This window comes from Verrucomicrobiota bacterium JB022 (assembly GCA_030673845.1).
Lineage (GTDB): Bacteria > Verrucomicrobiota > Verrucomicrobiia > Opitutales > Oceanipulchritudinaceae > WOUP01.
In genome coordinates this window covers 53,833-66,887 of sequence record JAUTCQ010000021.1, presented here as the reverse complement: position 1 = coordinate 66,887, position 13,055 = coordinate 53,833, and the positions used below count along the sequence as shown (strand labels likewise).

Annotated in this window: 10 protein-coding genes; 2 read left to right on the top strand and 8 right to left on the bottom strand. The window is 61.5% G+C overall.

What is annotated here, in order from left to right:
• Positions 1–2 precede the first annotated feature (2 nt).
• Together Q7P63_16670 and Q7P63_16665 are read left to right on the top strand one after the other, a co-directional pair.
• On the top strand, positions 3–467 hold the full coding sequence (locus Q7P63_16670; GenBank protein ID MDP0501729.1) for a RidA family protein: 465 nt from the start codon (positions 3–5) through the stop codon (positions 465–467).
• Positions 468–507: 40 nt separating this feature from the next.
• Positions 508–1,458, top strand: coding sequence for a hypothetical protein (locus Q7P63_16665; GenBank protein ID MDP0501728.1), 951 nt, complete (start codon positions 508–510; stop codon positions 1,456–1,458).
• A 5-nt stretch (positions 1,459–1,463) separates the two neighbouring features.
• Here the strand turns inward: Q7P63_16665 and Q7P63_16660 are convergent, their stop codons facing one another.
• From Q7P63_16660 to Q7P63_16625, 8 genes are all read right to left on the bottom strand, one after another.
• Complete coding sequence (locus tag Q7P63_16660) at positions 1,464–2,246, bottom strand: hypothetical protein (protein ID MDP0501727.1); 783 nt, start codon at positions 2,244–2,246, stop codon at positions 1,464–1,466.
• Positions 2,247–2,306: 60 nt separating this feature from the next.
• Positions 2,307–2,678, bottom strand: coding sequence for a hypothetical protein (locus tag Q7P63_16655; protein MDP0501726.1), 372 nt, complete (start codon positions 2,676–2,678; stop codon positions 2,307–2,309).
• A 56-nt stretch (positions 2,679–2,734) separates the two neighbouring features.
• Positions 2,735–3,577, bottom strand: coding sequence for a diaminopimelate epimerase (gene dapF, locus Q7P63_16650; protein ID MDP0501725.1), 843 nt, complete (start codon positions 3,575–3,577; stop codon positions 2,735–2,737).
• Between the two features lie 147 nt (positions 3,578–3,724).
• Positions 3,725–4,603 (bottom strand): succinate--CoA ligase subunit alpha, encoded by an 879-nt coding sequence (gene sucD, locus Q7P63_16645; protein ID MDP0501724.1) that lies wholly within the window; start codon positions 4,601–4,603, stop codon positions 3,725–3,727.
• A gap of 34 nt (positions 4,604–4,637) precedes the next feature.
• Positions 4,638–5,837, bottom strand: a complete 1,200-nt coding sequence (sucC, locus tag Q7P63_16640) for an ADP-forming succinate--CoA ligase subunit beta (protein ID MDP0501723.1) — start codon at positions 5,835–5,837, stop codon at positions 4,638–4,640.
• Between the two features lie 166 nt (positions 5,838–6,003).
• Positions 6,004–8,562, bottom strand: coding sequence for a glycerophosphoryl diester phosphodiesterase (locus Q7P63_16635; GenBank protein ID MDP0501722.1), 2,559 nt, complete (start codon positions 8,560–8,562; stop codon positions 6,004–6,006).
• 5 nt (positions 8,563–8,567) lie between these two features.
• Positions 8,568–10,439, bottom strand: coding sequence for a glycoside hydrolase family 97 catalytic domain-containing protein (locus Q7P63_16630; protein MDP0501721.1), 1,872 nt, complete (start codon positions 10,437–10,439; stop codon positions 8,568–8,570).
• A 90-nt stretch (positions 10,440–10,529) separates the two neighbouring features.
• Positions 10,530–12,992 (bottom strand): glycoside hydrolase family 2 protein, encoded by a 2,463-nt coding sequence (locus tag Q7P63_16625; protein MDP0501720.1) that lies wholly within the window; start codon positions 12,990–12,992, stop codon positions 10,530–10,532.
• Positions 12,993–13,055 lie beyond the last annotated feature (63 nt).

Genomic DNA, 13,055 nt, shown 5'->3' with positions numbered 1-13,055 from the left:
TTATGGGAAATGTAGAAAAGCGATTGCAGGAATTGGGTCTCGAATTGCCCGGCGTGCCGAAGGCCGCTGGCTCTTACGTCTTGAGCCGCCGGACGGGTAACACCCTTTATATCTCTGGCATGCTGCCGGTGCGCGACGGCCAGCTGACCTGCAAGGGGCCCGTGTTGGAGGAAAAGACCCTCGAGCAGGCCCAGGAAGCCGCCGCCCTTTGCGTGGCCAATGCCCTCGCCGTGGCTCAAGCCGAGCTGGGCAGCCTCGACCAGATCGAGGCCGTGTTGCTGCTCCAGGGCTTTGTGCTCGCGCCGCCGCGCTTCCCTGACAGCCCTAAGGTTATCAACGGCGCCAGCGACTTTCTCGTCAAAGTGCTGGGCGATGCGGGTAAGCATGCCCGTGCCGCCATCACCGTCAGCGGCTTGCCGCTCGATGCGACGGTAGAAGTGCAGCTGACACTGGCGATCAAGGGTTAATCCTTGCCGCCGATTCCAATCATCTATTCATAGCAGTGTTATGGCCCGATCGCGTTTTTCCTTCTCCCGTCTTTGGCGCAAACAGAAAACCTTGATCCTCGGCGCAGGGGCCGTGGTGGTGTTGGCGCTCGCGCTGTGGGCGATCTCCGCCCTGGCTTCTGGCGGCGTTTCGAGTGTCTCGCCCCAGAGCGCCCAGCGCGAAGCTGATCCGAGCGCTCCCGGCGGTGCAAACCACACCTATACCGATATCAAGCCGCTGATCGAGGCACACTACTCGGCGGTCGGCGGGCGTGCCCGCCTGCGTGAGCTGAACAGTTTGCGCATAGTTGGCACCTACTTTACGGCCGACGGCACTTCGTTCCCGCTCGACGTGATCAAGAAGAACCCCTTCCAGCTGCGGATCAAGATCCAGCGAGACAATCTCGACATGGTGACGGGTTACGACGGCGAAAGTGGCTGGCAAGCGGTGATGCGCGACGGCCAGGCGCTCCGCGTGAGCGACGTGACCGGCGCCGAAGCCACCGCGCTGCGGCAAGACGCCGACCTCCATAACCTGCTCTACAACTACGGCATCCGCGGCTACAGCCTCAGCCACCCGCGCTTGGTCGACTGGAAAGAAGGAGTGCCCGCCTACGAAGTCGAAGTGCGCGACCAGAACCGGGCTTTGATCAAGACCTATTACCTCAACCGCGAGACGCTGCTCGAGCTGGGCAACGTGCAGGATCGCGAAACCCAAGGCAAGATGGTCACCTACCGTGTCGAATATGAAGACGAGCGCCCTGTCGACGGCCTTACGCTGCCGCACCGCGTGATCACCTATCAAGACGGCCAACTCTATTCGCGCATGGAGATCGAGTCGATTGCGGCCAACGTCGGCATCCTTGGCGATGCCTTCAAGAAGCCCGACCTCGCCCCCTATGTGAAGGCGAAGATGGAGGAAATGGAAGCCGAGAAGGCCGCCGCCTCCACCCCCAAGCCGGCGGCGCCCTAAGGCGCCTATGCAAGGATCTGCGGCGGCAGCGGGATCTTGATCTTGCGCTGGCCGTAGTCGTAACGGGCGAGGTAAGGATCGCTGGCGGCATCGCCAGGCTGCGGTTCGGCCTCGCCTTCTTCGTCTTCGATTTCCTCGAGCACTTCCTCGGGCGTCTCGTCGACGATTTCGATGCCCATATATTCGGTCGGCGCTTCCAGCGGCTCGGGCTCATCGAAAAACTGGGACAGACGCCGCGCTTCCGGGAAGAGCAACTCACTGGGGCCTTCGACCGCACCGCTTTTCTTCAGCGTGGCGACCATGAAGGGGTAGGCGTGTTTCTGGAGGTCGCGTTCCAGCTCGCTCACCCACTTCTTTTCTACGGCGTCGCGGTGGCTGAACAGCAGCACGTCGCTGAAGTGCATGCACGCGTCATACCATTGGCGCAGCGACGGGTGGTCGTGCACAGCAGGGCAATCGAAAATCGTGATGATTCGCGCCAGGTCGAGGTCGAACTCCTCCTGCCAGCCGCGGACGGCTTCCAGCCAGTCGCGCGGATCGTCGCCCAATGGCGGGAGCAGGAAGGCAGCCTCGCTTTCTTCACCGGCTGGGATCGTGGGGGTGCCGGACGCAATGGCTTCGATCTGGATCTGTCGAGCCAGCTTGTGCTCCGTGGTCGGCAAGTCGGCCTCTTCCAGCCAGAGCGATACCTTTTCGCTGGCTTCCCAACCGGTCCGGATGAGGAAATCGGCGAGCAGGATGCGGTCGGCCGGATTTACGCCGAGAATGATATAAAGTGGGCGCGTCATAACTCTAACCTGTTGACTAAAATAGACCTGCTGACAAGCGCAGGGGCACGAAACTCCTGCTTACGGTGCCGTTTTCGCAGTATTTTGCGGCTGGGCGGCTGAGGGCGACTCGGCTGGCTGGGCCTCGCGGGTGCGGGTGATCTCCCAACGTTGCGTGTCCGGGTTCCACTCCTGCCGCGTATCCTCGTCGACGAATTCGTATTCGCCTGTTTCCGGGTTAAAAGCGCGAGTAGGGTCGCGGTTGAATTCGAATTGATCGCGCCGGCGCTGCTCTTCATTGGCGGCAGTGATCGCGTCGAGATACTGATCGCGGTTTAGCTCGCCGGCCAGCAGTTGGCCCGTCGGGGAATTCTCCTTGAACTCCTGCCAGGAGCAACCGGTGATGAACAGAGGCAAGGTGCAGACAGGCACGCAGAGAAAGCGCAGGTCCATAAGCACACAGCATGGACGGCCCTGCGCTTCTCGGCAAGCTGGAGTGCAGGGCAGGCCTAATATTCCAGCAGCTCGGGGTCGAGCACCATGTCACCCACACGCGTTACCGGGCCGATCATCGTCACGCGGAAGTCGTCGTCGATCAGCAGTTCGAGCGTGCCGCCCGGCATGTGGACGGTGAAGTGGTTGTCGACCAAGCCCATCTTGCGGGCGACGGCACCGGCCGCGCTGGAGCTGCTGCCCGAGGCGAGGGTATAGCCCGCGCCGCGCTCCCAGATCTCGATCTGGATGTTTTCGCGGTCGATCACCTTGAGGAACTGCACGTTGGTGCGGTTGGGGAAGCGGGCGTCCTTTTCGAGGATCGGGCCCAGCTCTTTCGTCTCACGGGCGGAAATTTCATCGCGCGGCAACACACAGTGGGGGTTGCCGATGGTTGCGGCGTAGTAGCGGTATTCCTTGCCACCAAGCGTGATCGGCTCGTCGAGCACTTCGCGCGGGCTGCCCGCGACGGGGATTTTCGACGAGTGGAAGCTCACCTGGCCCATCTCGACCTTGATCAACCCGTCTTCACGGATCTGGCACTGCACCACGCCGCCCTTGGTCTCGATGCTGAACTCGCGGCCCACCTCCACGCTCTTGATGTCGAGCAGGAAGCGGCAAAAAATCCGCAGGCCGTTGCCGCTTTTCTCGGCTTCGCTGCCATCGGGGTTGAAAATCCGCAGTCCGAAATCGGCCACCTCGGAGGGCAGGGGGCCATACAGGATCCCATCGGAGCCCAAGCCGAAATTGCGGTGGCACACGCGCTCGACGAAGGCTGGCGTGAGCGTGGCTTCCTCCGCCTGTTCCATCGGAAGCACCAGATAATCGTTGCCCAAAGCGTGGTATTTCGCGAACTGCATAAGCCCTCTATTTGGACGCGTGATTCGACCGACGACAACCGAAAAACGCGCCGGTTGGCCGCTTGCAAGCCGCTGCGCCGCAACACGAAAAAGCCCCGCAGCGCATAGGCGCAGCGGGGCGAAAAGGAGGACGCGGAGCGCCCGCTCTTAGCCGTGGTAGATCTTGAGCAGGGTGTCGGCGATTTCGCTGGGCGTGGCCGCCACGGCGATGCCAGCATCCTTGAGCGCTGCGATCTTGGTCTCGGCCGAGCCGCTGCTGCCGCTGACGATGGCGCCGGCGTGGCCCATGCGACGGCCAGGAGGCGCGGTCGTGCCAGCGATAAAGGCGGCGACCGGCTTCTTCACGTATTGCTTGATGTAGGCGGCGGCTTCTTCTTCGGCGCTGCCCCCGATTTCGCCGATCATGATGATCGCGTCGGTGTCCGGGTCTTCGTTGAACATGCGGACGGCGTCGAGGTGGCTGGTGCCGTTGATCGGGTCACCGCCGATGCCGATGCAGGTGCTCTGGCCGTGGCCGCGGGTCGTGAGTTGATACACGGCCTCATAGGTCAGCGTGCCGGAGCGGCTGACGACGCCCACCTTGCCGGGGGTCGCGATGTAGCCGGGCATGATGCCGATGTTGCACTGGCCGGGCGTCATGATGCCGGGGCAGTTGGGCCCGATCAGGCGGGTCTTGGGCGCCTTCTTGAGGGCGTCCTTCACGATCGCCATATCGCGCACCGGGATACCCTCGGTGATGCAGATGACGAGCTCGATCCCGGCTTCGATCGCTTCGAGGATCGAGTCGGCCGCGAAAGGCGGGGGCACAAAGATGACGCTGGTATTGGCGCCTTCCTTCTCCACGGCTTGCGCTACGGTGTCGTAGATCGGGAGCTTGTCTTCGAACTTCTGGCCGCCCTTGCCAGGCGTGACCGCGGCGACGTAGTTCGTGCCGTATTCGATGTTCTTGCGGGCGTGCAGGCTGCCGAAATTACCGGTGATGCCTTGGCCGACCACGCGGGTGTCTTTACCAACCAAAATAGACATGGTGTTGAAAAGGTAGAAGTTTGCAGGTGGTGGCTTAGGCCGACTTGGCGGCCTTCACTTGGGCGACGATCTTCTCGGCGGCGTCGGCGAGCGTGTCGCCGGAGGTCAGCTGGATGCCGCTCTCGGCGAGCAGCTTCTTGCCCTCGGCCACTTCATTGCCTTCGAGGCGCACGACGAGGGGCACCGTGATCTCGACGTTGTTAGCCGCGCCGATCACGCCCTTGGCGATACGGGCGCAGCTCATGATGCCGCCGAAGATGTTGACGAGGATGCCTTCGACCTTCGGGTCGCTCAGGATGATTTTGAAAGCTTCCGTCACGGCTTCTTCGGTCGCACCGCCGCCGACGTCGAGGAAGTTGGCCGGGTTGCCGCCGAAGTGCTTGATGATGTCCATGGTCGACATCGCGAGGCCGGCACCGTTCACGAGGCAGGCGATATTGCCGTCGAGCGCAATGTAGCTCAGGCCGTGCTTGCTGGCTTCGATTTCCTTGGGGTCTTCTTCACCCAGGTCGCGCAGGGCCACGATCTCGGGGTGGCGGAAGAGCGCGTTGGAGTCAAAGCTCACCTTGGCGTCGAGGGCTTGAAGGTCGCCCTTCTTGGTGGTGATGAGCGGGTTGACTTCGACCATCGCACAATCCTTCTCCCAGTAGAAGCGATACATGCCGCTGATCAGCTTGTCGAACTGCTTCATCTGCTCCTTGGAGGTGAAGCCGAGCCCGAACGCGAGCGTGCGCTTGTGGTGGTTCTGGAGGCCGGTCGCCGGGTCGACGAGCACCGAGGTGATCTTCTCCGGCGTGTGGGCCGCGACTTCCTCGATGTCGACGCCGCCCTCGGTCGAGGCGATGATGACGATCTTGCTGGTGGCGCGGTCGAGCGTCAGGGCCAGATAATACTCCTTCTCGATGTCGACGGGCTCAGTGAAATACACCGTCTTCACCTCGCGGCCCTGCGGCCCCGTCTGGTGCGTGACGAGCGTATTGCCCAACATCTTTTTGGCGTAGTCCTTCGCTTCTTCGGTCGTCTTGGCGATCTTGACGCCGCCCTTGAAGCCGTCGGTAAAAGTGCCTTTGCCACGCCCGCCAGCGTGGATCTGCGCTTTAACGACCACTGCGCCGCCGGAGAGCTGGGCGAGCGCCTGGTCGACTTCCGCTTCACTCTTCACCGCAACGCCCGGAGCTACGGGGACGCCAAACTCGGCGAAAAGTGCTTTTGCCTGATACTCGTGGATATTCATGAGGAAAGGGGTGCTTTTGAGCTGAATTCTCAGCTAAACAGACTGTTCTGGGAAGACAATGACTTTTGGACCGCAGGGGCAAAGTCATTTTCATGGGTAATGAGGTGGCGAATCTCATCTCTTAAGCGAAGGAGGCAACTTCGCCGCGTTCGGACGGTCCGGCGGCCTAGCGCTCCCAATCGAGTCTTACGATGCGCGCGCCCCAAGCAGGCAGGCGGAGGCTGCGCTCGGCAGGCTCCGGAGGGTTCGTTGAATCGAGAATGGTAACATGTTGCAAATCAAGCCCCTTCTTGGTCTTGAGCTGTTGGGGTAAATCTGCCTTCACCTCCTGCACCTGTGGGGACTGGTTCAGCAGAATCACATAGCTGCATGAGCCGTCTGGCGCCTCTGCCGCTACGTAATCGACCGCCGCGTTGCCTATATCGAGGTCGAGCCAAGCCAACTGTGCAGGCTGTCCGAAAATCTCGCCCGGGGCAAAGCCGTAGCACGCATGCGGGCCGACCTTGGGCGTCATGAAACCGCGCGGAAAGCGAACTGCGCCATGCGTCCGGTAAGAAGCTTCGGAGATCAGGTAATCCGTGATCCAGCCGATCTGCCACCAGCCGTGGTGAGGGTAGGGGCCTGCGCCTCTATTCATGGCAACCCAGTAATAGGAAGCAACTTGCGTCTCTTTGTTTACAAAAGCATCGCGTGCGAGCGTAGCGGCGCGGGCAAGCTCTACCAGATAGGTGTCGCCCGTTATTTCGGCCATGCGGATGAAAAGCCCCGCGTGGCTCGCCAGCAAGATCGGGCCCTCCGTCGCGGCCGAGCCGATGGAGCCGCCATGCTCGAAGCTGAGCCCGGTCTGATTGATCGCCCAGTCCGGCACCTCTTCGCCTTTCACCTCCTTCGTCACCGTCGTCGCGCGTGGGTGGGTGAAGATGGCCGTCGTGTAAAATCGCGCCGTCTGGATGGCCGCCTGCAGGTAATCCTCGTTTGCGGTCAGCTCGTAGAGGTCGAGCAGCCCTTGGGCGATTTGAGCGGTGGCGAAATCCGGAGCGAAACGGTTGTCGCCGCATACCCCGAGGAAGCGCCCATGAGCCACTGCGTGCTCGATCAACCATTGCGCACCCTGTTCGGCCCCCTTCAGGTAACGTTCATCGCCTAGCAGGCGGTAGGCGACCAGCAAGCCGTAGAAAGTGGGTCGATAGTCGGGCGTAGCGGTAAAGAGCGGCTGCTCGGTTTCATGATCGTAAGCAACTTCCCAATGGCCGTCTTCGTGTTGCCAGGCGAGCAGCCGGTCCGCAGCCAGGCGGACGCGGTCCCTCAGTTCGGCATCTCCTGGGGTGATCAGCAGGATGTTGCCGAGATCGAGTAGCATGTAGTAGGTCAACGCCACCGGCTCGATATAGTCCCCCCATTCTTCGGTGAAGCGTCGGCTCTTTGAAAGAAAATATTGTCCAAGCGCAGCGCCTTGGAAAAATCCACCCTCAATCTGTTGCTGGGCGAGCTTGAAGTTGCGCGCAAATGGCAGCCGGTCTTCCGTCAGGCGCGGATCTTGGGTCAAATTGGCGAGCATCCACATCGCTCCGTAGTCCGAGTTTTTCATCGCATCGCGATCCGAGCGGACGACGCCGCCGAGGTAGGCTTGCGCGCCGATTTTGAGTCCTCCAAACTCTTCGGTCCGCCACATCGATGTTTCGTCGTCGACCACGTATTCGTGTAGTTCGATCAGGCGCTCGCTCAAGGAAGTCTGCGGTTGTTTCAGCTCCAGAAAGTCAGGTAGGCGGTAAATGTCACGTGCCACATGTTGCAAGGCTCGGTACCAGTCTCCATCGCTCAGGCTATAGCGGAAGGTAAAAGTGACCGACTCGCCAGTCTTCAGAAAGGAACCCTCCTCGCCCAATACCGGGTGATAAAGCGTTGGTGCCAGCGCGCCTTGCCGGTTGCGGTGCGAGAGACCGAGCTTCCAGATGGCCCGCTGCGCTCGGTCCTGCGGCCAAGGGTCAGCCGCTGTGCCCGGCGCTGCGGTTACGGCCAGGGTGAGGCCGTTCTTGACTGTTTGGATCGACGTCAGTGACGACGTGCCTCTTTCGCGCGCCAGAACAGGCAGCGCAGGCAAGCCGTGACCGTAAACCAGCGATTCCACCAGGTTTTCGTTGACCGTATCGCCTTGGAAATAGCCCGGCACGGTCGCCCAGGCCAGTTGATCCGGCTTGGCGGTAAAGAGCGTGGGCGTGCTTTGAGAGAAGTAGCCGCTGCGTCGTGCGGTCAGCGTCTGCGTTACCACTACGTCGCCCGGGAAGGAAGGATCCAGTTGCCAATGGGTGGTGACGGTCGCCTGATCAGAGGTGGCCCGAGTGTGCAGGCTTCCATCCGGCATCAAATCGGCCGTTGCTGGCCAGAAACTCCAGTGCTCACCCGCTTCGTTGAGCGCTACCGGGGTCGTAGCCTGCTGCCATTTCGCGATGTTGTAGCGGTAGATGGGCTCTGGGAATGGCCTGTCGTTCTTTGACAAATAAAATGGTCTGGACTCCTGCGAAGGTTCCTCGGCGGAGAATATAACCGACTGGGCGCCACTGCTGGCGGGTGCGTTGATTTCGCCCGCTGCAGTCTTCAGGGCCACTTCGACCAGTTGCCACCCTTGGGACGACTCTTCCCAACTGAGGCGGCAAGCGGAGTCTTCGAGCACGAGCGTTTCGGCGGCCAAGGGCGCTGCCGCGAGGCAAAATATGAGCCACTTCATGGTCTTTATCGGGCTGGAATGAAGCGGATCACAAGGCCGTCGCCTTGCTGCAGTGAAAAGGTCGGTCGCCAATTGGGCGTTGCGGCATGCGATTCAGCACTCAAGGCGTTCGGCTGAGGGCTTCGCAGCACATGTGCTTCATACGCACCGTCCCCAAGGAAAGAGAGATCGAGCGGCCATTCCAGCGGCTGATTGTTGAGCACGGCCAGCCACCACTGGTCACCACTGCGGCGCGCCAATGCTGCCAGTTTACCGATTTTGCTGCCGGGCAGGACGCGCGTTTCGTCCCATACCGTGGGCACGTCGCGGATGAAGGGCAAGGCGGGCGCGGTGCGTTCGTCTTCCAGCAACATGCGGGGATGCTCCGCGATCACTTGCACAGGCGAGGTAAAGGCAACAAGGGTGGCGACCTGGTGCGCCCAAGTAGTTGGTCCCGGTTTGGAAAATGCGATCGGTGTATAGTCTCCAGCGCCGACGACCAGCCGGGTGAAAGGCAGCGCGGTGTTGTGTTCTGCGGTCAGCGGCCCCTCTGCCATCTTGTTCAGTTCGATGCCGCGAATACCTTCGCGTGTGACTTCGTTCGGGAAGGTTCGGGCTTCACCGGTCGGCTTTTGGATGCCATGGAAAATGACGACCAGTTGGCGGCGAGCCGCCTCCTTCAGGGCGCGTTGTTCAAAGTCGATGCGATCCTTGGATTCTGCATTGAAAAAATCTATTTTCAATCCGGCAACCTCGGCTTTTGCGGCTTTGTCGATAAAATATGTCAAAGCTTCGTAGTCGTTGCTTGGATCAGCTAAGTCTTTGTAATCTCGCCAGATCAGCAAATGCACGCCTTGGTCTTTCCCATACGCTGCCAACTCGGCGATTTGCGCCCACGGCTGCTCCCAATCCTTCCAGCCATCGTCGACCAGTGAATACGCAAAGCCCAGTTTGGCCGCGTAGTCGATAAATTCCCGCTCTTCAGCGGGGGTCCCGGTGCCTGAGCTCCACCAGCGCCATGCCGCCTTGCCGTAATGGATCCAGGAGAGATCGACAAACAAGGCGGGATCGGGAGCCGGGTTGAGTGCGGGAATGACCCGTTGGTTCACCAGCGTATTGAGATCCTGCGCATAGAGAGCCACACGCCAAGGGGTCACGAGCGGACCGTCTGCACGAAAGGGCGCAAAATCAGCCTGTAAGCGGCCATCTTGCTGTGCTTTGAGGCGCATGCCGCTGTAATCCGCTAAGGCCGCTTCCGTCAAAAGTGCAAAGCCACCGCCGGGCAACTCCGCCACGAGCGGCGGACCTTGGACTGGGCCGACCGGCGAAAAGGTGGCCAAATCTTCAACCGGGACTTGCATCCAATAGCCCGCATACGACTTCAGCTTCCAGTCATTGGGGCGTTCCGCCACCCACACCTGGCTTTGAGGCGGTAGCTTGAAGCTGCTCACCTCGCCGTTTACTTCCTGATTTTCAGTTTGTTCCAATCGGTATCGCCAGGCAAAGCCATCGTCAAAAAGCCGGGTTTCCAGCGTCCAAATCCGGCCATCAGGCTGGTGACGCAGCTCCAGGGTTCGTCCCTGCCATGCCACTGAAGCGGCCTGGGCTACTCCCGTTGCGGCCACCACGTCTTCACCGGAGGTCGGTTGAACCTTCACCAGTTCGGAATCCGCCCCGAGGTCGACCCCGCCCAAGGTGATCCCTATCGGGGCCGGCAGCAGGATCGCCTTGTTGCCGGCCTGCAAGCTCCAATGCGGTCGGCTGTCGCTAGCCAGCTCCAGCGTTGCTGTAAGCTGACCATTGGGGCTCTGCCAGCGGATCGTGTTCTGGGCGCAGAGCACAGTCGTGGCAAAGGTGAATAGGGGGAGTATCCGTCGGGCGAAAAAGGGAAACATCATCGGAGGGGGTAGGTTTGTCACGCGGGACCACCCCCACTTTCGAGCCGATTGAGGTGCTAAGACAATCCTGACCTCGGTGTACCGTTTACCTCATGCCTCCTGATAGGTATCGTAAAGGCTTAGCGCCCGCAATTCACTTGCGTCGAAGCTTGGCTCCTGCTCGCGGATCCTCCCGGTAAAGACGCGTGTTTCGCCCGCGCTGAGATGCGTGAAGCTGTCGTCCCAGCGGATGTCCGCCGCCGGGTGGGTTAGCCACGTCCAAAGAGCCGGTTTTTCGGCAGAAACGGTGGCGGTGATGCGGTCGCCCTCCACTTTGGTGGTCAACTGGAGCTTCGGGTCCGGCAAGTCCATGTGCTTGGGCCGGGCAAACAGCGCGAGGCTGCGCGATACGACCCGTTCGCCGATCTCGAGGCTGAACCATGCGATCACGTCGCGCGGCCCGTGTTTGGCCAGTGCTGCCGCCGCATCGAGCGTAAAAATGCGCGCGCTGGCGTTGCCGTCGATCTGGGCCGAGCGGTGTCCTTGTTCGATTACCTCGCCGCTAGTGGTCGTCAGTTGCCAGTGGATATGGCCCTCCTGGGCCTGTGCGTAGTCGTTGCTCAGGTGGACTTCGACGGACTGCGCCTTCAGGTCTTCGACCGTCGAGAGCATCACGGGCGCGAAGAAGCGGCGAGCAGCGTAGTGCAGGGCCTTCCAGCGGTGCAGATAGTCGATGGACGCCCAGCTTGCGACAGGCCAGCAGTCGTTGAGCTGCCAATAGATCGCGCCCATGCAGCGCGGCATGTTACGCCGCCAGTGTTCGACGGCATATTGGATGCCAAGCACCTGGATGATCTGCGAAAGCCAGAGCGTGGCGTCGAAGCCCACGGGCAGGCGGAACCAGCTGAGCCCGTAGTCCATGATCGCGCTGTTCCCGATGGGGCTGCGCTGGTGGAGTTCCATCACATAGCTGGTGATGTTGCGGTCGCGTGGCTCGGTGTAGGTGGCGACGGTGCGGGGCTCGGGGAAGCTCTGGAAGCCGAATTCGCTGCAGAAGCGGTGAAAGGCGGTGCGGTACCATTCGAAAGGCTCGCGCCCGTGCCACACCTTCCAGAGGTGGGCGTCGCCCCAGCGCGGGTCGGTCGAGGCGGGGGCGGCGCGGTCGCCGATGGGGCTGTGTTCGCTCGATGGCCAATAGGCACGGACGGGGTCGAGCCGCGTGACGACTTCGCCGAGCAGGTCGTCGAAGAGGGTGCAGTAGTCGGCCCAGTTCATCGTGCCGGGCTCATCGCCTACGATCCCGGGGATCTGCTCCAGCTCGTTGTTGCCGCACCAGAGCGCAAGGCAGGCGTGGTGGCGCAGGCGTCGCACATTGTCTTCAGCTTCGGCCTGGACGCTTGCGCGGAATGCGGGGACGTGTGCCGGGTAGGCCGAGCAGGCAAACATGAAGTCTTGCCACACGCAGATGCCCAGCTCATCGCACAGCTCGTAAAAGGCGTCGCACTCATATTTGCCGCCGCCCCATACGCGGATGCAGTTCATGTGGGCGGCGCGGGCGCTTTCGAGCAGGTCGCGCAGGTCTTCGCGGGTGATGCGCCCATCGAAGGAGTCGGCGGGGATCCAATTTGCGCCTTTGGCAAAAAAACGACGCCCGTTGGCCGCAAAGCAAAAAGACTCACCCCATTCGTCCTTCTCGCGCACCAGCTCGAGCGTGCGCAGGCCGAGGCGCTGGTGACATCGGTCAATAGTTTGGCCGCCCTGCCGTAGCGTGACCTCCATGTCGTAAAGCGGTTGAGCGCCCAGATCGTTGGGCCACCACAGTTCCGGGTGATCTACCGTAAGGGTGCCGCTACCATCCTGCAGCGTAACCTCAGTCACCGCTTGGCCCCGCAGGCTCAGCTTGGCGACCACCTGTTGACCCGGCTGGGCGTGCTCGACTTCCGCGGCCAGGCTCAGCTCTACGCGGCCTTCGCGATGGATCTGCTGGGTGTGCACGTCTCCCAAGCGGCTGGTAAAGGCGACCAGCGAAAGCTCGCGCCAGATGCCCATCGTCGGTAGCATCGGGCCCCAATCCCAGCCGAATTGGCACTGCTCCTTGCGCACCCAGTTGCCGCCACTGATGCGGTGGTGGTCGATGCCGGTGTGCCAAAGGAAGTGCTCCTGTTGTCGTGCGCGAATGTAGTCGGTGGGCGAGGTGAAGCGGACCTCGATGTCGTTTTGTCCAGGCTTCAGGAGGTGCTTTACGTCAAACTCCCAGGTGCGGAACATGTTGTCCGTTTGGGCAACTGGCGTGCCGTTGACGCGGACTTCGGCAAAGGTGTCGAGGCCTTCCGCCCGGAGTCGCACCTGAGGCTGGTCGAGGAAATCCGCAGCGATGGTAAATTCGCGGCGGTAGCTCCAATCCTGATCGGAGACCCAGCCGTATGCTTGCTCGCGGTCGCGATAAAAAGGGTCTTCGATGCGACCGGCGCGTAGGAGGTCGAGGTGGACGCAGCCCGGGACGCGGGCGGGCAGGGGGTCGTTTTCGGTGGCAAGGTGCAGGGTCCAGTCGCCCGACAGGGAAAGGGTTTTCATAAGGTGCATACCATTATGCGCTATGCGGAAGCGGCGGTAAATGCCTGCGCGGGCGGAGGACAT

What these genes read in the sequence shown, in the direction of transcription:
- Q7P63_16670 (MDP0501729.1), top strand. Translation starts at nt 3, where the DNA reads ATGGGAAATGTAGAAAAGCGATTGCAGGAATTGGGTCTCGAATTGCCC.
- Q7P63_16665 (MDP0501728.1), top strand. Translation starts at nt 508, where the DNA reads ATGGCCCGATCGCGTTTTTCCTTCTCCCGTCTTTGGCGCAAACAGAAA.
- Q7P63_16660 (MDP0501727.1), bottom strand. Translation starts at nt 2,246, where the DNA reads ATGACGCGCCCACTTTATATCATTCTCGGCGTAAATCCGGCCGACCGC.
- Q7P63_16655 (MDP0501726.1), bottom strand. Translation starts at nt 2,678, where the DNA reads ATGGACCTGCGCTTTCTCTGCGTGCCTGTCTGCACCTTGCCTCTGTTC.
- dapF (MDP0501725.1), bottom strand. Translation starts at nt 3,577, where the DNA reads ATGCAGTTCGCGAAATACCACGCTTTGGGCAACGATTATCTGGTGCTT.
- sucD (MDP0501724.1), bottom strand. Translation starts at nt 4,603, where the DNA reads ATGTCTATTTTGGTTGGTAAAGACACCCGCGTGGTCGGCCAAGGCATC.
- sucC (MDP0501723.1), bottom strand. Translation starts at nt 5,837, where the DNA reads ATGAATATCCACGAGTATCAGGCAAAAGCACTTTTCGCCGAGTTTGGC.
- Q7P63_16635 (MDP0501722.1), bottom strand. Translation starts at nt 8,562, where the DNA reads ATGAAGTGGCTCATATTTTGCCTCGCGGCAGCGCCCTTGGCCGCCGAA.
- Q7P63_16630 (MDP0501721.1), bottom strand. Translation starts at nt 10,439, where the DNA reads ATGATGTTTCCCTTTTTCGCCCGACGGATACTCCCCCTATTCACCTTT.
- Q7P63_16625 (MDP0501720.1), bottom strand. Translation starts at nt 12,992, where the DNA reads ATGAAAACCCTTTCCCTGTCGGGCGACTGGACCCTGCACCTTGCCACC.